11 protein-coding genes and 2 pseudogenes are annotated in these 19359 nt (G+C 61.9%); 6 read left to right on the top strand and 7 right to left on the bottom strand.

All coding sequences use genetic code 11. The features are described 5' to 3' along the window. Positions 1–39 precede the first annotated feature (39 nt). The 5 genes from AC3A6X_RS34530 to AC3A6X_RS34510 all read right to left on the bottom strand — a co-directional run bounded on the left by AC3A6X_RS34530 (position 40) and on the right by AC3A6X_RS34510 (position 5086). Positions 40–1134: a M12 family metallopeptidase gene (locus AC3A6X_RS34530; RefSeq protein WP_487846394.1), complete on the bottom strand. Its 1095-nt coding sequence runs from the start codon at positions 1132–1134 to the stop codon at positions 40–42. 825 nt (positions 1135–1959) lie between these two features. Then, positions 1960–2289 carry a hypothetical protein gene (locus AC3A6X_RS34525; protein ID WP_487846393.1) on the bottom strand — a complete coding sequence of 110 codons (330 nt, stop codon included), beginning with the start codon at positions 2287–2289 and terminating at the stop codon, positions 1960–1962. After that, a complete protein-coding gene (locus tag AC3A6X_RS34520) occupies positions 2283–3287 on the bottom strand; it encodes an MvdC/MvdD family ATP grasp protein (RefSeq protein WP_487846392.1) in 1005 nt (334 codons plus the stop codon). Before AC3A6X_RS34520 ends, AC3A6X_RS34525 begins: the two co-directional genes overlap by 7 nt. A gap of 19 nt (positions 3288–3306) precedes the next feature. After that, complete coding sequence (legP, locus tag AC3A6X_RS34515) at positions 3307–4614, bottom strand: Dot/Icm T4SS effector Zinc-dependent metalloprotease LegP (protein ID WP_487846391.1); 1308 nt, start codon at positions 4612–4614, stop codon at positions 3307–3309. A gap of 265 nt (positions 4615–4879) precedes the next feature. Beyond that, positions 4880–5086, bottom strand: coding sequence for a hypothetical protein (locus AC3A6X_RS34510; protein ID WP_487846390.1), 207 nt, complete (start codon positions 5084–5086; stop codon positions 4880–4882). A gap of 167 nt (positions 5087–5253) precedes the next feature. Between AC3A6X_RS34510 and AC3A6X_RS34505 the strand changes: the two are divergent. The 3 genes and pseudogenes from AC3A6X_RS34505 to AC3A6X_RS34495 form a co-directional block, all read left to right on the top strand. After that, positions 5254–5587, top strand: a pseudogene (locus tag AC3A6X_RS34505) (IS66 family transposase); the annotation flags it as partial. 330 nt (positions 5588–5917) lie between these two features. Then, a complete protein-coding gene (locus AC3A6X_RS34500) occupies positions 5918–6187 on the top strand; it encodes a hypothetical protein (protein WP_487846389.1) in 270 nt (89 codons plus the stop codon). 450 nt (positions 6188–6637) lie between these two features. Further along, positions 6638–9598 carry an ATP-binding protein gene (locus AC3A6X_RS34495; protein ID WP_487846388.1) on the top strand — a complete coding sequence of 987 codons (2961 nt, stop codon included), beginning with the start codon at positions 6638–6640 and terminating at the stop codon, positions 9596–9598. On the opposite strand, the gene AC3A6X_RS34490 is transcribed toward AC3A6X_RS34495, so the two are convergent. Both AC3A6X_RS34490 and AC3A6X_RS34485 read right to left on the bottom strand, forming a co-directional pair. Beyond that, positions 9599–14323, bottom strand: coding sequence for a hypothetical protein (locus tag AC3A6X_RS34490; protein ID WP_487846387.1), 4725 nt, complete (start codon positions 14321–14323; stop codon positions 9599–9601). It abuts the gene before it with no gap. A 509-nt stretch (positions 14324–14832) separates the two neighbouring features. Beyond that, a complete protein-coding gene (locus tag AC3A6X_RS34485; RefSeq protein ID WP_487846386.1) occupies positions 14833–15051 on the bottom strand; it encodes a hypothetical protein in 219 nt (72 codons plus the stop codon). A 237-nt stretch (positions 15052–15288) separates the two neighbouring features. Here AC3A6X_RS34485 and AC3A6X_RS34480 point away from each other — a divergent pair. The 3 genes and pseudogenes from AC3A6X_RS34480 to AC3A6X_RS34470 form a co-directional block, all read left to right on the top strand. Continuing rightward, positions 15289–15616, top strand: a pseudogene (locus AC3A6X_RS34480) (transposase); the annotation flags it as partial. Positions 15617–16429: 813 nt separating this feature from the next. Then, a complete protein-coding gene (locus AC3A6X_RS34475; protein ID WP_487846385.1) occupies positions 16430–17602 on the top strand; it encodes a hypothetical protein in 1173 nt (390 codons plus the stop codon). A gap of 663 nt (positions 17603–18265) precedes the next feature. Next, positions 18266–18775 carry a hypothetical protein gene (locus AC3A6X_RS34470; protein WP_487846384.1) on the top strand — a complete coding sequence of 170 codons (510 nt, stop codon included), beginning with the start codon at positions 18266–18268 and terminating at the stop codon, positions 18773–18775. The last annotated feature ends 584 nt before the right edge of the window (positions 18776–19359 follow it).

Genomic DNA, 19359 nt, shown 5'->3' with positions numbered 1-19359 from the left:
ACCTCCTCGAAGACAGTGGCGCCGGGGCACCGCGGCGGCCTAGACCAGCATGACCCCGAAGCCGTGGCCGCCGTAGGCGTAGTGCAGTCGCACGCGCAGCATGTACTCGTTTTCCTCCACCAAGCGCATCGCGAGCCGCGCATTGCGCTCCTCGGCCGAGTCGTCGTCTGCGGCGACGAAGCGCCATTCGCCGTCACGGCGTTCGAACAGCACGATGCGCGCGTCGCTCTTGCCCACGGTCTGGATCTCGTATTCGCGCGTGGCGTCGAGCTTCAGCGCCAGGTCCGCTTGGGCGCTGGGCACGAGATCGAGGCGGCGCAGGGCCATGGGCTCGAGCACGTCTTCGATCGCCGACTGGGGCGGATAGACGCTCAGGATCAGCGCTTTGTCCTGCGCCGATAGGCCGTGATTGGTGGGCGTCCGCTCCTTCCGGTACTTCTCGGGCTTGCGGATTAGCCCCGCCTCGATGGGGTAGTGCATCACGGAGGTGACGTCCCAATCGGTGCTCATGATGTCCGCCGGGTCGAGTTTGTCTAGCACGTTGTGGCGGATCTCGTCGTCCGTCCAGCGCTGCGTCTCGCGGTACCGCTTCAGGACGGCTGGCTCGTCCCAGACGATGCCGGCGCGGGGATTCTGGTGCTCGTGCTTGAGGCCCAGCGCGTGGCCGATCTCGTGGATCGCCGTCGCGCCGCCCCAGGCCGACTGCAGGTCCCAGCCGAAGCGCATAGTGGGCGCCGGCCGCGCGATCTTCAGGCAGTAGGTGCCGATGTAGGAGCTGGAACGGCCGCTGTCGAAGTCGAACAGGATGCGGATCTCGGCCTCGCTTTCCTTCTTCGCCTCGATGAAGTCGAGGCGAATGCCGAGGTCCTTCCAATGCTTGAAGGCGCGCCGGACGACGTTCTTCTGCGCATCGGTGGCCTCCGGGGAGTCCAGGAACCAGTAGTGGATGACGGTGCCCAGCACCCACTTGAACTCGTTCTCCACGATGGCGAACTCGCGGTGCGGGTCTAGCACGGGGGGCAGCACCCGGCGGGGCATGTCCTCCATGGAGCACATTTGCAGAGACTCCAGGGGTGCGTCGTCGGCAGCATCCGCCAAGTAGCGGCCGGTGTGCGGTTGATTTGCTTCGCTCATGGTTCCTCCTCTGCGGAGTTTGCAAATTACCGCCGGCGGCCCGACGGGACGGCTATTGCGTTTCCGAATGGGCGCGCGCAACGGCTACGGCTGGGGAGTAGGAGCTGTCTTCGTTGTTATTCCGGAGTCCTGCCGCTGGTCCCGAGGCGAGCCTGTGACGTTGGCGGTGCCCACGACAGCGCCCGCGAGGACGAGTGCGTTGAGGAAACCAATGAACAGAGCCTGCAGCGACGTGCCGAAGGACACTTTTCCGCCGCTCGCTGTTTCCACCAACCCAGCACGCGAAATTAGGTAGGAGATGATCGCCCAGGCGAAGGCACAGATGTAAGGGAACCATTTCCCGCTGGACGCTGGTATCACCTGGCTGGCTGGCTGCATGCCAGGCAACTGTGATCGCGCCAGTCATCGCAGCGAAATTTGTGAACGACTGAACAGTGATGAAATCGCTGACGCCTGGTTTGGAGGCGTCTCCGCGCGAACCATCGATCGCTGCATCGGGCGCAGTCGACGTCTTGAATGCGTTAGCGAGGTGCATTCTGATCCCCAAGGTTCTGGAGGTCTTGACTTTAATTGCTGGCGTTCAGGTCATGCCTCCACACAACGGAGGATGCATTCGGGTGAGCAAGATTCAGAGTGCAATGTTGATTGACCAGCACACTATCCTCACGTAGCCTGCGGCGCTTGCCCTTGCCGCAAATCCTGCGCAACTGGTCCCCTCCAGCAGCCGACCGCGCAGCTCGACGAGGGCAGGCCGCGCCGTCGCACTGCCGGGCACGCAGGTCGCACCGACGTTTCAAGCATGGTGACAGCCGGCGGCAGGGGGCACTACGGCATGAGGTTTGCGAGCGGTACGACCAGACCACTGACATCGCCCCCGGACGGCAGGGGCATCGCTGCCGTCGTCAGGTAGTCGCCGGCAGGGGTCCTCGGTCCAGGTGACATGTCCACCTGAACGCGCATCGACAAGCTGCGTTGCGCTGGCGCGCTTGGCGCAAGCAGGTCGAACGCCACCGAAGCGGCTGGCGCCACCTGCACGCGGCGCAACTCGCACGATGCCACCACCACCGACGGCTGGTCCGCCAGCGAAACGTCGCGCACTTCGATAAGAATGCGATCAGCCAGCCCCGGCTTAGCCGAGGGAGGGAACTTCAGCACACCGCTGATTCGCCGACCTGCACCGATGACCGCTGCTCCTGTGCTGTTCCTGGGTTCAGATTCTCCAGGACGCACAGTTCATCCGCAAGAGCTTGCGAGATGGGCAATCCCGTACGGCGCTCGACGAACAGCCATTGGCCGGCGGGGTTGACTTCGAGGAAGACGTATTCACCATCGTCGGTGCGGCGCATATCGATCGCCCCGTAGCGCAGACCCAGCCGGCGCTGCAACGCCAGCAGGCGCTGGCGAACCTCGAGCGGCAGTTCGACGGCCTTGACGATTCCCTCGCCGACCACCATGCGCATGTCCACGGGGTAGGAGGTCTGACGCGCGTCGATCTCGGCGGCAAAGATCTGCTCGCCGACCACCGTTATGCGCAGGTCCACGCCCTGCACGTATTCCTGGAAGATCACCGGTGCATAGCGAACGAGCTCCAACCGGTCCACGTCCTCCTGCTCGACGAGCCGGGTCTCTCGCCATTCCTCGATGGAGGCCAGGAATGCCTTGAACACGACCTTGCGCAAACCCAGCCGCGAGACGAACTTGCGCGCTGCATCGGCCTGAGTCGTCACCAGCGTCTGCGGCAGCTTCAAGCCCAGTTCGCGCGCCACCGTCCACTGGTAAGGCTTGCGATGCGCCGCCTCGTCCGCCAAGCGCGGGTTGATCCAGGGGCAGGAGAGCGCATCCAGCAAACCGTAGACGGCCTGGGAGGTCTCGCTGAAAGCGAAGGAGCGCCGCTGCTCCTGCGCGATCGCACCGTCAATCTCGAAGGGGCGCACGCGACGCCACCACACCACCCCTGCACTCGCGAGATCGACCAAGCGCCCACGATGCTCGATCAGATAGCGCGGCTTGCATTCGTCCCAATGCGCCTGCACCCCGACGTGCATCGGGAATTCGCCCAGGTCGATCTGAATCACCTCGCGGCCGGCGCGTTCCAGATGCCCAACAACGAGCTCGGTGTGCTCGTCGCCGGGATAGGAAACGATCAGGATCATCGCGCCGCCCGCGTGCCGTTCACTGGCCGCCCTGCTCGCCTTGCAGCGCCGCAAGTACCTGCACCGCCTGCTCGTAAGCCTCGGCCAGTTCGTCCGCTTGCAGCTGCGCCTGCGTGTGCGCCTCGGCGAGCTGCTGGACCTGTTCCGCGGCGACGACGAGCGGATCCTGCGGGGCATACCGACTCTGCCCTGCCAGCACGAACGGCGCGACGCCGGCGTCTAAACCGACACGCAGGAGGCCGGGCCCGGGTCCCGGTCCGGGGCCAGGGTCGAGCGCTCCTTCCTTGATCGTGACCGGATCCCTAATCGGATCCTTACGGATCTCCTTGATCGTGATCGGATCGCGGATCGGATCCTTTCGAACTTCCTTGATCGTGTCGCTGATCGGATCCTTGCGGGTCTCCTTGATCGTGATCGGATCGCGAATCGGATCCTTCCGGATCTCCTTGATGGTGGGGGTGGGGTCGGTGACAGGATCCTTAGGCACTTCCTTGATCGTGAGCCCCAGATTGGGGTACATGGCCTGGACGCCAGCGATGTCACCCGGCGAGAGGCCGTTACGCTGCCCCATGACAGCGCCAGGCGGCAGCGGCTGACGGGGAACGATCGTCGCTTGGCCATTGATGGAAAACGCCGTCGCCGGATAGTGCATCACCGAGCCGAAGTCATAGCCGCCCAGGTCGTCGCCGTCGGAGACGTGCTGATTAAAGTTGTGCTGCATCGCCGGGTCGATGTTGGCAAAGACGATCTGCACGAAGGTGTCTCGGTCCTCGCGACTCTGCTCGTGCCACAGGCCCACCGTGTGCCCGATCTCGTGGATCGCATTGCCCGTCGTGCAGTTGGGCCCAAGGGTAATTTCCTGCCGGCCGCCGCGGCGACCGACCATCGACGAACAGCCGCCGCCGGGCACGAAGGCGATAAAGTCCGGGAACTGGGCAGCGTTGGCTGCGGTGCGTGCGACAAAGCGGATTTGGGTGTTCGCGTGCCAGTGGGCGATGGCATCGGTAACGCGCTGCTGGTTGGGCAGTGCCGCATCGATCTCGAAGGGCACTTGGCCGTTGGGCCAGCGGAACTGCTGCCCGGTGATTCCCACCGAAAACAAGACGGGGTTGCCGGCGGCGTCGGCCTGCATGTCGGCGATCGACCCAAGCACGATGTCGCCCTCGAACATCGCCTTGCCTTCGACCTCTGCATAGTGAAGCCACTTGCCGGTGAAGGTGGCGCCGTTTATCATCGCCGACCCGAACAAGGGTCCTGAGCGGCACTCGCACGCGTCGTTGCTGGCTCCGCTCCCGCCACCAGCCTGACTGGACGCTTCCTTGACCATGCTCTTCTCCTCTCTGGGTTGGTTCAATCAGCATAGTTGCCAACGAAAGGTATGGAATCCACCAGCTTGGGTAGAGCGCGGAGACGCGATTTCTCAGCGGGCCGCAGCCGCGACTCACCGGCCATGTCGGCGGCGTTTTGCCCGGTTCCTTCGCAGCTTGCGTCAATCAGTTGATCAGCTCTGCGAGCCGCTGAGAGAGCTACTCGCGGGCCGCATCCAATGCCTTCCTGACGTAGTAGGGCGGCTGGAGTTTCTGATTGTGCGCTCAGCCCAGCAGGCCAGCGGTGCCGAACGCGTCGGAGACGCGTTGATGATGCCCACGGCTTCCCTGAGCGGGCGCAAGTCCGTGTTCAGTTGAATTGCGGACCGTGTTTACCGCCTTGTTCAGCCGGGAAGACGTTATCGCATCGTGCTCGGCGTTCCCGAGTTGGTCGGTCTTGATTCTCAGCCGCTTTCGGACCATGGTCTCCATGCATCGGGTCAGGCCGCAACAGGTTGCTGTAGCCCATGGCGCGGCAGCCCAGTCAGGATTCGCTCGGAACGTCGCTCGCTGTCGCTCAGACCAAATCCCCAACTTCAGCCCTGTCCAGGCTGGCAATCGGCGCGGGGATGATTGCGCATCGGCTGCGTGCGACGGACGGGACAGCCCTGGCTCGTGCGCTCGACTACAGCCTGAAGCGCTGGGCGGCGCTCACGCGCTACATCGACGATGGGCAACTGCCGATCGATAACAACTGGGTGGAGAACCAGATCCGACCGATCGCTCGGGCGCTCGAACTGGCTGTTCGCGGGATCGCTGCGTGCGGGCCAGCGTGCGGCCGCGATCATGAGCCTGGTTCAGTCGGCCAAGTTGAACGGGTTCGACCCGTACGAATACCTCAAGGACGTGCTGCAGCGCCTACCGACGCAGAAGGTTCGACTCGTCGGCGAGCTATTGCCGCACCGCTGGCGAGCTGCGAACTCGGTGGCCTGATCGCGGCTCACGTCAAGGACGTGATGCCCGGACGCTTACCGACCTCTGCCAGTTCGAGCAGAACAGCCGCCAGCGTCGAAGCCGGCTGACGATGCACAAAGGCTTCGAGGGACTCCGCTGGGGTTTTCGGCATGAGGGCTGCATTGTCTCAACAGCGACAGAGCGCCGGCACGCCAGGCGCCGTTATGTCAATGGCCCCTCCACCGCCTGAAAAGCCAGTGGGGCAGGGGAGAGAGCAGGGCAAAAAAAGCGCCATTGGCACCGCGACAAGTTGACACGGCCTTGCAGGATCGGCACGACCGCCGTCTCGGATCTCGCAGAAGCTTTGCCATGCCATTCCTCGCCCCCTCGTTCGCACGGCTGCCGCCCCTGGCCCATCTGCTCGCCGACCAGACGGAATCGCGCAAGAACATTGCCCGCCACCTGGGCGTGAGCCTGCGTACCCTGCAACGCTACCAAGCCAGCGGCAACGCACCACGCTCAGTCTACTTGGCGCTGTGGTTCGAGAGCCGCTGGGGAATGTCCGCCCTGCACGCGCAGGCGTTCAACGAAGCGCAGCACGCCCGCGCCTGGGTCGCCGCGCTGGAGCGCGAGTGCTAGCGCCTGCGCGGCGTGATCCTGGCGCTCGAGAATGCCCAAGGGCAGCAGGCGGCCAACTCGGCGGTCTTTCAATCGATATGAAGGGCGAGATTTGGGGTCCATCCTGACTCAGTCCGGCGCAACACCAGAAAAGCTCTATTGAAGCTTCAGACGTAGCGAAAGTCCAAGCGACTCCTTTCCGTCGGCAACCGGCCTCATTGGGGTGGACGCGCGGATGAGTTCGCACCGAGCGATTCAAGGTGACAAGCGGAGCCCCAAAGGCGACCAGGCAGCAAACCGGCGCCTCCCGGCGGTTGCCCCATAACCTCTGGTCCTCGATCAGTGCCGAAGCCAAAATGTGTGTCACGATGGTAAATAAGCTAAGGAGGCCGAGCCTCCTGCGAGCGGGAGGCTGTGTACCGTTGACCGTCGACCAGCCCAACAAGGTATCGCCAGGAGGGCGTCCACCCGATGAACTCAACCGCCAAAGTCGATCCGCAGGCACCAAAACGCCAGTTTTTGACCCTGATGTTTTGTGACCTCAGCAGCTCCAGTCAGCTGGCCGGCCAATTGGAGTTCGAGGTACTGGCCGAACTGCTCGAGCGGGTGCGAAATACCGTATGGACGGCCGTGTCGCGCCATGGCGGACAGATCATCCGAACCCAAGGCGACGGTAGCCTTGCTGTCTTCGGCCATTCCAACCCGGGTGAGCACGACACGCGGCATGCGTGCCAAGCGGCGCTGGAGGCTCATGCCGAGGTGGCGACATGGCCTGCGCTGTCGCTACCCGGAGGGCCGCAATGGCTCGCCTTGCACACCGGGATACACGCGGGGCTGGTGTATGTGCTGCCAGGGGATCGAGCCCGCGGCGAGCTCGACGTCGTGGGCGATGCCGTCAACACTGCGGCACGGATGTCCAGCACCGCGCCGCGCGGCGCCATCCTCGCCGATGCCGACTCGCTTGGCCCAGATCTGGTCTTCTTCGAAACGAGCCCGGTCGAGAAACTCGTTCTGGCTGGCCACACCGGACCTGTGCGCGCAGTGCGGGTGCAAGGTTTGAGCCGCCTGCGAAGGCGCATCGACGCCTCGCACTCTAGAGGCTTGTCGCCGTTTCTCGGACGCGATGCGCCACTGGCAGAGCTACTGCAGGCCTGTACACAAGCAGAGCGAAAGAGCCGGGTGATCGAGATTCGTGGTTCGGCCGGAATCGGCAAGACGAGGCTGCTCGACGAGCTTGCGGCGCAGCTCTCACAAAGGGGCGTCGTGAGCTTGCGCGGGGGCTGCGAATCCTACGGCTTGACACCGGTTCTCGAACCCTTCCGCCAGCTGTTGGCTTCGGAGACTCACGCCGCAGCATCCGATGGCGCAAACGCGGCAGACGGCGACGCATCGGACATTCGCGAGCGAAGCCTGGGCCTGCTTGCGAAGCAGGACGGTGGCCACTGCGTGGTTTTGCTCGACGATTGGCATTGGGCTGACGATGCCAGCCGCAGGTTGCTCGACGACGTGCTGAATGCCACCACGACGCTGCTTGTTGTTGTCGCGTCGCGCGAGGTCGATGGCAGCGTGAGCCACGATCGCGCAGCGATCACCCCGCAACCCCTTACGCGCGAGGAAACCAACCACATCGTGCAGGCGCTCGTGCCAGGCACGAACCCGTTCGTCGTTGACGAACTGCACGAGTACGCCGGGGGCGTCCCTTTGTTCGTTGAAGAGATGTGCCACATGCTGCGCGACCGGGGCGAAGCCGGTTGGCAGTTCCTGCGTCACAGCGCACCGCGCGCCCGTTCGAGCTCGGGCGCCTGGATGCGCTCGATGATGGCTGCGCGGGTGGAAGGCCTCGACGAACGTGCCTGGAACACGGCCCAGGCAGCCGCCGTTGCGGGCTTGCGGGTACCGCGCTGGCTACTCGAAGACCTGGTGCCAGATGGCCTCGACCAGCAAGTGCTGAATCGACTCGCCGATGCTGACCTGCTATATCCCGATGGCCCGGATGCGCTGCGTTTTCGCCATGGCTTGTCGCGCGACGCGCTTTATGACTTGATTCCACTGCAGCGTCGCACCACGCTTCATCGCCAGAGCTTGTCGTTGCTCGAAGGCAAGGCGGGGCGCCCAGATCCGGCCGAGCGCCTGGAGGCGCTTGCTCACCACGCATGGGCCGCCAGTGATTGGGCGCTGGCGATGCAGTTCTGCGAGGCCGCCGGCGAACATGCCATGCGGCTAGGTGCGTTCGACAACGCGCGTCGCCAGTTCTTTGCCGCCATCGAGGCAGCCGAGTACCTGGGTGTCGAAGTACCTGTAAACCGGGTGCGTTGGTGCATGCTGATCCATCGCCTCGCGATGGCTTGCACTTTTGACCCACTGCCGCTTCCACAGGCGCTGCCGTTGATGGAGCGTTGCGTGCAGACGGCTCGCGACCTTGGCGAGGGAGAGCTTCTGGCGCGCTCGTTGTATTGGGAGGCGTACCTGCGTTTCGTCTTTGGTCAGCCGCGCCGCGCCGTGGAGCTGGCAAAGGAATCTAAAGCGCTTGCCGAGGTATCGGGAAGCACACGCCTGCTGGCGCAACTCAACGCTACGCTGGGTCAGTCGCTTGCCGCGGTATGCAATTACCCCGAGGCCTTGGAAGCCTTGCATCTGGCGTTGCAGGTCAAGCAGGCACAGGCGCAGCACCGCGGCGCCTTGGCCATCGGCTCGGCCTATACGCTGGCATGCTTGGCCGGAATTCACGCAGATCGCGGTGACTTCAACGCCTCTCACGCCGCGCTAGCCCAAGCACGCGAGCTGGTTGCCGGCCACCCAAATCATCCCATCGCGTACTCGGTGCGCAATTGGGAAGTGATCATCCTTGCTTGGCAGCAGCGTTGGGAAGATGCCATGGAGTGCGTTGACTCCACGGTGGAGTTGGTGCACCGCCTGAAGGCCCTGCTGCCGTTGGCCATCACCCGGGCCGTCGGGGGCTACGCGCGCTGGCGACTCGAGCGCAATCCTCGGGCCATCGATGAAGCGATCGAAGCGGTGCGCTGGATGGAAAACAACCAAGTCCACTTCTATACGCCGCTGTACTACGGATGGTTGGTTGAAATGGCTGTAGACGCCGGCCGCCTAGACGAAGCGCGGCACTGGGCAGTGGTGGTCTTGCGCCGCGCGCGTGCCGGCGAATGCATTGGCGAGGCCGTGGTATGGCGTGCGTTGGCTCGATGGGCCCAGCAGCAGGGAGACCACTCGCGTGCTTGGCGGCGGCTGGCGAGGGCTGAGACCTCGGCGCAACGGCGGCAGTCATTGCGCGAAGCAGCACTGAACCTGCTGCTGAAGGCGCAACTCTTGCGCGATGACATGCGGCCTGACGAGAGCGCGCAATTGGAGGCCGCTGCGCTCGAGCAAATGACAGCGATGGGCCTGGCTATGAATATCAAAGGATGCGGCCCCGTTTAGTCAGGGCTTAATGAACAAGGGCTGCAGTGCCTGCTCGTGCAGGTACATGGCCAGAACGTCGAATCCATCCTTGGTCGGATGGAGTTCGTTCTTCCAAACCTTGTCGTACGTAAGTTGTTTTTCGTTCTGATAACGTGCAAGCACGCCGGTCAGCGGAACGTGACTGACCCGGATGCCCTGCTTGATCAGTTCGTCCGCGACTTCGCCATACGCCTTGTTGAGCCTGGCGATGAAGGTTTTCATCAACGTGCTTGACTCGCCTTCCCCCTTGACGTCCGGTGCGTTGTAGCTCTTGCGACTGAAGACCGGCCGGAGCCAAGGACAACTGAGCAACGCTTCCCACGGCCTGCCGTCTGGAATTGGATAGTCATAGGCCACTACGATGATGGGCACCAGCTGCTTGCCATCGGCGGTCTTGCCCGCCTCCGCCAGGTTCGAGACGATCGTCGTCATGTACCCCTTCATCTGATCCAGGAAGGTGGTGAGCAACCCCTCATCGTACTGAGGGGATTGGTTCTGTTTTCTAAGAATACCTTCGAGCTTCGAGTTGAGGCCCGCGAGTCTCGGGCAGTCAACCTTTGGCAATTGAACCGTGCCATCGACAAAATCGTTTCCGCCACCGCTCACGAGGACGGCGAGGGGCGGCGTTCCAGCCGTGATCAGCTTCCGAAGCTTTGCGTAGACATACTTACTGTCCGCCGGTCGGTATCCGGCCATTTCTTGCAACTTGCGCCCGCGATACGCGTAGTTTCTGTTTTCGAAATCACTGGTGTCGTAACCCAATGCGCCCAGCGCACGCCGGAAGTCGCTACCGGTCGCCTGAGTTTCCTCGTGGAAGCGAATCCATGAATCACCGAACGCCAGCAGTGTCTTGCCTGCCCCAGGCAAGAACTTGACGTCTGTCGGCGGCGTCCAGATGACGACCTCTACAGGATTGGGTGTCCTGCCACGAAACACCAGCACGCCAGGCGACGTCGATGGGGCAAGCTGACCCTCGTCTCTGTCGAGGGTTGTCGACATCAATCCCATCATGGCGCCTATCGCTGCGTTGTACCCGGGGCAGGCATGGGTGTGCCCCTTGCCGCGCTCACCGCCGAAGGCCGCAAACACGTCCATGTTGTCGCCCTGTTCCATTTGAGCGTGGAGTGTCGATACCTGGCCAATGATCAGCTTTTCTCCCGGCTTCAGAGGTTCGCCCGTCGCACCTCCGACCCTGTGAGCCACCTTGGCCTCGCGCCAGACCTGTTCGGGCACGGGCCTGAACTTGATGGCCTCCCGCAGTGGGCCGCTCAGCAGTTCTTGGGCGACCGTCCAATCCTCCAAGTCACGTCCGCTTGCGCGTCCAGCCAGTTCCAGAAGCGTGCCTGCCCGCGTCCATTCGGGCAGCACGCGCCTGAGAATGCCCTCGGTCGTGGGCAATAGCCCCATGAGGGCGCCCGCAATGTTCTGCACGGCGACCTCGGGTTCCGTGCTCCAAAAGGACTTCAATACTGCCTTGCTGACACGTGCTCGGTCGAACGCTGCAACACCCTTCTTCTCGATGAGCAATCGCAACGCCGCTGAGAGTGCGGCACCGTGTACGGCCGCCAGTTCGGTGACTTGATCCGACGGCTCGGCCTGGAAGGTGGCACGAGACGCGGCTGTGAAGTGGCCAGGGTAGTACACCGGGTCGCCAGGTTGCCACTGCCAGTCCATGGCGCCACGTTGAAAGAGAACTCGCTCGATGCCGGCCGCGTCTTTCGAAGTGGTTTGGTCATCCAGGCCAAACCACCGCTCGCCCAATGTCGCCAGCGTACCGGCAATCAAGTCACGGCTGTCGAGCGAGAGTTCCCAAGTCTTCTCGCCCTTCTGCTCGGCTATTGCGATCGTGGAGTTGATCCAGCCGCCGAGCAGATCACTCGCCGCTTGGCGCGCGAGGCGATAGCCATCCTCCATCGGGATGGATTGAATCGCCGAATTGCATTCTTTTGAGAGCCGAGCGTACTCAGGGTCGGAAGCGTCGCGGCCAAGATAGATCGGACCCATCCCCGCGGCAACCAGGCGTCGCCGATAGCCGTCCACTGTGTAGCGCGTTTCGTCCATCAACACGGCATCGACGAGTTCGGGTGCGGCGACCAAGACGCCGTAAGGGATGCGCAGGACACCATCGTGTAGCGCGCGCACCGCCGCCCAGATCGAGGCACTGTCAAAACGTGACGCCGAGTCCGGGTCCTCCAGAGCCGCTTTCCAGGCCACCGTTCCGGCAGCGGCACCCTCGTTGTGCTCGACGTGTCGAAGCTGCTCGATCAGCACCTGACCACGGCTGGCCGACCAAGGCAATGCGGCCGCGGCGACTGCGCCGCCGGCTCGCTTTGCCAACAGGGCCTGTGCGGAGCGTGAGGGGGCGAAGGCATAGAGCCCCCACTGCAATGTGACCAACGGCTCCGGCTCGGCGCCAAGATCGTCGGAACCGTCCAGTGACATGTGCACGGTCTTCTGCCCGACGCCGAGGAATCGGAAGTCGCGCTCTCTTCCCGCTTCAGGCACCCCGAGGAAAGGGCAGCCGGCGCCAGAGTAGCTGCGCGCGCTGTTCCCACCGGCAAGCCATCCCTGGATGACTTCGAATTGCTGCGCAAGGCTGGACCCGTAGGCCATGAACATCAGACCCCGGTCATCGTTGTTCGGCTTCCCCGGGTCAAATGGGGGACCGTAGGGTAGGCTGCGGCGCACGATGCGGGGAATACGGCCGCCTGGAGCAGGCTTGGGATAGTCGTTCGGCTCGGTCACCTCGCGCGGGTTGGCGCGCCGGATATGGGCGGTGAGAGGAGTGATGTTGTCTTCATCCTCCTCGCGGTAGGAGAAGTCATTGATGCCCCCTTTGCCGAGTGGCGCGAGCGGCTTGCCGGCGTCCTGGCCGGCGTCGGCGGGCCAGCGCCCCATCATGTGGGCACGAATGACCTTCTCGTCGATGCCTGTGTTCTTCTGTGCCGCAGCCACCGCGGCCCTGAATACAGCCGGACGCTGACGCAGTTTGCGCACCGCAAGAAAGCTGCCGTTGCGCATCAACGCGCGAGTCTGCGGATCTTGGTTGACGACTTGATCTTGTTCTCGGTCTGCCGCGTTGGTGTATCCGACCAGCACTTCACCAAGGTGCACTTGATTGGAGTAGAGCGAGGTCTGACCCGGGTTGCGACCAAGCTCCGGTTGTGAATGGCCGTCGGTGTAGCCAAAGTGATCGACGAACGTCTTGGCTTCGATGTGACGCGTCAGCCACTGAACCGACAATAACCTGATGCCGGCGGACTGAAGTCGAAACTTTCGAACGATATCGGCAAGCAGATCGCGGGCGGAGCGTCGCTCACTGACTTCGGCCGGGCGCAAGCGCAACTGAATGATCGCGTGGACAGACTCCAATGGCACCGGAGGCAGGGCGCTGTCGTCGCGATCCGGGTCGAGGGCCAAGGCGCCGTTGGAAGGCGGCAATGTCCAACGGCGCGGATGATTCCAGCGCAAGTCGCCAAGCAGGCCGGCTCGGGCACTCATGCCTTGGCGGAACTCCAGCGGCCACTGCTCGAGCTCTGCTTGTGTCAGCCCACACACACGCAGCCCGTCGTGAGTCAGGGCTAAGTTGACGAGCAACTTGTCCGTGGGTGTCGCTGTGAATGTCTCCGATGTCGTGCCTAGCCCGCCGAGCAGGGTGGCCGCTCCTTGCGCGCTATCGAAGGCCACCAGGAGCATGACCGCGTCGGTGACGCCGACATAGGGTTCGAGGATGCCACCTTGGACGTCGCCGTCGGGGTGGGGAGAAGGGGCATGCTTCGGTAAAGGAGTTCCAGCGCGAGCAGGTGGAACACCCTGGAGCTCTTCGATAAACCAAGACAGCGCCTTTGCCGAGCGATCGCCGCCTACGGCTCCGGCTGCAGCGCCCAGCCCATTGGGATCGCTCAAGAACATGTCACAAAGCTGCGGCAACAACTCATGCGCGGCGTTTCGCAGGACGTTACCGTCAGAAGTTCGGGGGCGGTACCACTCTGCGAGTCTGTAAATACCGGCCAGAGCGCTAAGGTTCTGGCGGAAGACTTCCGTCTCTACCATTGACCCGGCCGCGCTTTCTGGGACAGCTTGCTTTGTGGGGTCTCGCTTGTTGACGACGATGGACCAGGCAGTTTCTTCGGCCGTTGGCACCGCGATTTGGGTACGAGACAGTTCGTCATCCTTGCCGCCCCGGTCGCGCCGCTCAAGCATCTGCAGATAGGTCTGATCGGGATAGGTTAGTCCCGGCGTGGCGTAGAAGAACGGCGTGCTGATCTGCACCGAGCGAATCCAGGCGTTCCAGTCGTCAAAAGGGCTGTCCCAGCCGATGACGTAGCCCTCGGCGTTGCAGAAGATCAGGTCCAGTAAGCGTGCAGCGCGTTGCCAGATCGTGCGCACGTAGGCTTCGTATGAGCCGTCAAAGTGCACCGACAGCAGTATGCGGTCGTCAACATCACTGCGCCCCTCGACGACCGCCGCGCGCAATGAACGAATCACGCCCACACGTTCGACTGCATCCGACATGGCTCGCAGCGGGCGATATTCGTGCTGGCTCTGCCGGCCACCGTGCAGCATCTTCAGCAGCAACTTAACCCGGCTCTTGTATGTGATCGTTTCCAGGCTTGGTACGAAGCCGCGCCGAATGGGCGCCATGATCAGCAGCTCGGTGGACTCTGCGAGACTGGGGGTCTTGATCTCGAACTCGGATTGCATGGGCCGCACTCCCATAGGTTTTAAGACACGTGGTAAGAAATGACCTTCTACTGGATGTCAACTGCAGAATGAATCGGGGTGGCCTAGGAACATCCACAACTTTGGGTAGACGGGCAGGCAGCGGCGACGGTCTGCTATCGTGAGCGCGGCAGTGTCTTGAGCGCTCATCTGCGTCAGCCGACCCCACGAAGAACTTGATACTCTTGTCCATGGCTCGTCTCCATACGGATTGCGGCTGGGGAAACCCGCCGCATGTGGCTCGCACACTCTCAGAGTGCGCAATCCACGGTACCGGAGACGAGCCTTCCTTCGCCTATCGAGCGACCATCATGTCTAGTGGTTTCTTCGATTCGCCTTGACGCGGTCTACCGAATGCGTGCGGGACAGCTGCTGCACGAGAGGTGGAAGCGACGTAGGCAGTAGGCGACATTCGGCTTGAGCGTCACGATGCCTCGGCCCGGCCCCTCCCGGCGTCCCGGCCGCCGAGAATGGGGCGAATAGACGTGCAGCTACGTGGACAGAACCCGTTCTCTGTGCCATTCGGCGTTTGCTGGCAGCACCCAGGTGTTTCCTTTCAAAATGGTTTCGGTGTCGAACGGATCTTTCGTGATGAGTAGGTTCGGGTTTGCGGCAAGTTTGGCCTTGATCGTTCCCTCGTTCGCGCCGTATATTTTTCCGGTCAGCCTGTAGTCGATCGCGAGATCGTTGGTCGTCGCAGTGAACTCCATGGTGCGCTCCTTTAAAGCTCATTCGTTGCAAGTCACGGCTTTGGCGTTCGCTCGCCGAGCCGGGTGAACCATAGGTCTTTTGTTCACTCTGCGCATCATCCGTTGGTGGTATGCGTCCGAGGCTTGGTCGGCTCTGGCCCGCGCATGCCCGCCGGCGGCGATCACCGAGAGCGTCGAGCATCCCGCTGATATGGCTTGATCCTGTCAAGAGCGCGAGCCGATCCCTCCGGGAGCCGTGATTTCAAGTGCGGTCGCCAATTTGCTGCCTGGCTCGGTTTTGGTACCCAGCCAACGCAGTTCGGGAAGCAAGGCGCGGCTGGGTCACATCACGAAGGCCGGAGACCCTTACATGCGATCACTGCTGATCCTCGGCGCTCGCTCTGTCCTCCATGCCGCCCAAAACAAAATCGACGTGATCAGCCGATGGTCCACCGCACTTGCCGCGCGTCGTGGTTACTGGCGGGCAATTGTGGCGATCGCGGCCAAGAACGCACGAATGGCCTGGGCCATGCTGTCTCGCGGAGAAAATTCGTGCTGCCCGCATGAACCCGTGCCAAGCTATTGACAGCTCAACCGAGATGATCTTTCCGCCGCTTGACGGCCTGCAGTGATGAAGCAAGGTTGGACCTCCGCGGGGTGGGCCTGTGGATTTGACGGAGGCGGCGACAGCCGACCTCGAGTCATGAATGAGGCCCCCGCGTGCGGCTCTCATCAGGGTCCGCAACAACACGTTGCAACATGACCGTTTGTAGTGTCGCCAGTCCCCACCTTCGCTTCCTAGCCTCCTGCCGCCCAGCTGATCGGCGCCTTGCTTCCGATGGTGGTGATGGCTCCCCAGAAGAGCCAGGATCTATAGTGCTTGACACCTTGAGGAAGCCCTTGTAGATAAATACAAAGCTCTTCAACCCCCGGCGTGCCATGCGTCGAGGGTCGCCGGCTCGTGGCCAGTGAGATCCTTGCCTTCTTTGCCGAGGAGGTTCGCCACCGCAATTCAAACGTTCTTGAAGACGAGCTCGCAGTGGCCCTCGGGCGAGTGGTGGTTCATGGCGGGGATATTCCTGGTCAACCTGACCCCAGAGTCTCCATCAGGACGATCCCCAAGGAATGGCGTTCGTGCGCGTGAGCCCAGCGCCGTTCGCGTCCCCTGAGCGATTCTGCCAGCTCGGTTCTCGGCAGCAACCAGCGCGAAGAGCGGGCAACCGAGCTTTCAACACCATCGGCCTGACCTCGCTGCTCTAATGCCACGTCGCGATGGATCTCAAGCTCGGAGGCCAGATGTGGGCCGCCGGTTACAGTACAACTTGCTCAACGTCCAACGCCCTTCACCACAATGCCGCTCATTCAGTTCTGGCAATCCGAACCAAAATCCGTCCTCAAGATGACGATCAAGCAGATCGTAAACACGGCCGGGGACGGCAACCTTCGCGACGACTCAGAATGCTCAAGAGAGCTCCGGGAATTCCTTTCTCAAGCGGAGATTGAATTCTTGGCAGAGTACGCCGAGCAGTGTCTTGCCGAAGCGTTCCCGAAGAGCGGCATGGTCCTGCAAGACATAGTGAACGAACTGGGCAGGAGGCTGGAATACGTAGTCACCAATGGCCGCTACCAAGGTACAACCAACGCGATCAATAATGATGGCCTCTGGCACGCTCCTGAGGGCAATGACGTCGTGTTGGAAGTCAAGACCACTGATGCATATCGAGTTCCACTGGACACCATCGCCTCCTATCGAGACAAGCTGAAGGGCGCGAGCAAGTTATCTCAGGAGAACTCTGTTCTGATCGTTGTAGGCAGGGAGGACACAGGGGAACTTGAGGCACAGGTTCGCGGTTCGCGCCATGCATGGGACATGCGACTCATCAGCGTCGAGGCGCTCGTCCGGCTAGTTGATCTGAAGCAAGCTACCGAGGGGCCCGACACTGGTAAGAAGATCCGGAGTCTATTGATTCCGCGCGAATACACACGACTTGATCCGTTGATTGATGTTATCTTTGCTGCTGCGAACGACGTTGAGGCTGGTGTCCAAGTTGCTGCGACGCAAGAGGACTCGGCATCTGGAATCGCGGATCTTGCGGTGACCTCCGGGTGGCAGTTCACTGACGTGAAGGTGATGGACGCAAAGCGTGAGGTAATCGTCAAGAGCTTCGCTTCGCTTCGTTCATCCGCTCTGATCAAGAAGAGTCGCGCGTTGTTCTGGAGCAGCGACCATGCACTCCGGCTCGCTTGCACAGTATCAAAGCGCTATCAGAACCAAGGTGCAACGCGGTATTGGTTTGCGTACCACCCGGCGTGGGACGACTTCCTGGCCGAAGGGACTGAAGGCTTCTTTGTCCTAGGCTGCGTGGATCTTGATCTCGCGTTTGCCTTGCCGGTAGGACTTCTGCGTAACCATCTTCAGGAACTGAATACGACTACGGTGAAGAGCGGCGCAACGTACTGGCATATCAAGGTAATCGAGCCGAAAGCAGGCAACTACTCGCTTCAGATGCCCAAGACAGGTAATCACATTTCGCTAATGCAGTACGCCTTCAAATTTGATGAGGCGGCGTGAACTGGGAGGCCGTCGTCGATGGCGCACCAGGGTCGACTCACCTAGCGCACAAAAGACGACGGACCACCTGTCGCGTGGCTGCGTAAGTGCTTCGTGCCTTCGTTCGGTTTCGGACAATCGTACTTATCTTGCAGATCGGTGCGCTTGGATCAAAAACGTCTTTATGCGACAAAGACTTACGGGCCTTGACTTTCTGCGTACGAGCTGCTTACGTAAGCCGCTGATTTCGAAGGAAGTTTCTGGTCCTGCCGTGGCCGCGACCATTCTTATGTCCCGTCGGGGCTACCTCGACGCTGAACCAGCGCAAGGTGAGGGGATGTGTTCGAGCGCTCCATCCAGGCAGAAGTCTGAACTGCGATTCCGGCGTACCTCGACGCGGGCAAACGCATTTTGCATCATTTCCACGAACGCCGTCGGATCAAGCGATTGCAAGTTGTCCGAGGTATCAGCAGAATTTCCACATGATCGCGCCCGTTCGTAGCAGTGAGAGGAGCTCTGCCCAACCATGTCTTCACTCGAGCAAGAATTCGAGGACGTAATCGTGCAACTGACGCAACCGCTCAATGCGCAGCTGCCCAGACCTTGGATGTCCGACTTGACGAACCCTCTCAACGCCCGAGTGTTCATCATCGGAAAGAACCAGGCACGGGGCTATCCCACGACATGCCTACTCACAAGCGGCACGTTAACGGGCTATTCAATCGCGCGGGGGAAACCTGCCGAGGCATCTACGACGAAGTCACGGTGGGCTCGCCGTCCAAGAGCCGCCTGAATATCGACCACTTCCGGGAAGCCCTGCGTACCGAAGGTGTCAATAGCGTGCTTGAGACCAATGTGGTGTGCTATTCGACACCAATGAGCAGTCAGCTGAAGTTGCCACGGCACGCAGGGGGCACTGAACGAGGCACAGCCATCTTCCGTGCACTACTTCACTACTTGAAGCCGAAGGTGCTTATAGCCCACGGTGCCGGCACCCGGGATGAGCTGGCCAAGGTGCTGGGTGCGAAGCTACCACTTGTTGCCGGCAATCGAGAGGAGCCGAAGCCGTTTCAAGTCGAGGGCATGACCGTCTTCGTGATGCCGAGCCTTGCTCTGCCGGCCTGGAATAGATGGTCGAGCTGGGCGCCGGCTCATCTTAAAGACGTCGCCAAGGCTGTGGCCCCCGTGCTGTAAGTATCAAGCCACGACCCCCTTCGCTTACTTCCTTGACCAGGCCTCAGCCTCGGCGTCGACCCCACGCACCTTCCTGACCTGGCTTCAGCCGACGCGGTGCTGTTCTGAACCTGAAAACCCGATGGCCCGCGGTCGTAGTCAGACGAAGCACGCTGCTTAATATCGCGCACGGCCAGTGCAGAATCCGGTCGCCGCGGGCGAAGGACGGCCGTGACGTCGTCGCACACGCTTCGGTTCTGGTCGCGGAGTGTTCGTATCGACCCGTGGGAGCCGTAAGCGGCGCTCTGGGAATCGATAATGAGCTTCGCAATCGCAATGTGGCGGGCAGTGCCTTAAGGCGTTTCCCACGCCGAGGCACGCCCCGTGAAGGAGTTCATAGGTTATCGGAGGCCGTTTCCCCCATACTCTGCCGGCACAACTTTAATACTAATAGCATGAATCTGAATTTGAGCTGGCACCACTCAGTTGGACTTGGCAAGTTTCCGTACACAGTCCCACTTGAAGATATCCCCCCAACCGCAGGCATCTACATCTTCCTTCGGTGCCACGGGGAAACTGCCGAGGCCCTCTATGTCGGAAAAGGG

It is taken from the genome of Variovorax sp. Soil_C_12 (genome assembly GCF_057657375.1).
Note: the sequence above shows the minus strand (reverse complement) of the source record. Positions and strands in the feature narration are given on the sequence as shown.

Excerpts from the sequence above, each read along its gene's own strand:
- AC3A6X_RS34530 (WP_487846394.1), bottom strand. The coding sequence starts at position 1,134 with ATGAGCGAAGCAAATCAACCGCACACCGGCCGCTACTTGGCGGATGCT.
- AC3A6X_RS34520 (WP_487846392.1), bottom strand. The coding sequence starts at position 3,287 with ATGATCCTGATCGTTTCCTATCCCGGCGACGAGCACACCGAGCTCGTT.
- legP (WP_487846391.1), bottom strand. The coding sequence starts at position 4,614 with ATGGTCAAGGAAGCGTCCAGTCAGGCTGGTGGCGGGAGCGGAGCCAGC.
- AC3A6X_RS34510 (WP_487846390.1), bottom strand. The coding sequence starts at position 5,086 with ATGGAGACCATGGTCCGAAAGCGGCTGAGAATCAAGACCGACCAACTC.
- AC3A6X_RS34500 (WP_487846389.1), top strand. The coding sequence starts at position 5,918 with ATGCCATTCCTCGCCCCCTCGTTCGCACGGCTGCCGCCCCTGGCCCAT.
- AC3A6X_RS34495 (WP_487846388.1), top strand. The coding sequence starts at position 6,638 with ATGAACTCAACCGCCAAAGTCGATCCGCAGGCACCAAAACGCCAGTTT.
- AC3A6X_RS34490 (WP_487846387.1), bottom strand. The coding sequence starts at position 14,323 with ATGCAATCCGAGTTCGAGATCAAGACCCCCAGTCTCGCAGAGTCCACC.
- AC3A6X_RS34485 (WP_487846386.1), bottom strand. The coding sequence starts at position 15,051 with ATGGAGTTCACTGCGACGACCAACGATCTCGCGATCGACTACAGGCTG.
- AC3A6X_RS34475 (WP_487846385.1), top strand. The coding sequence starts at position 16,430 with ATGACGATCAAGCAGATCGTAAACACGGCCGGGGACGGCAACCTTCGC.
- AC3A6X_RS34470 (WP_487846384.1), top strand. The coding sequence starts at position 18,266 with ATGCCTACTCACAAGCGGCACGTTAACGGGCTATTCAATCGCGCGGGG.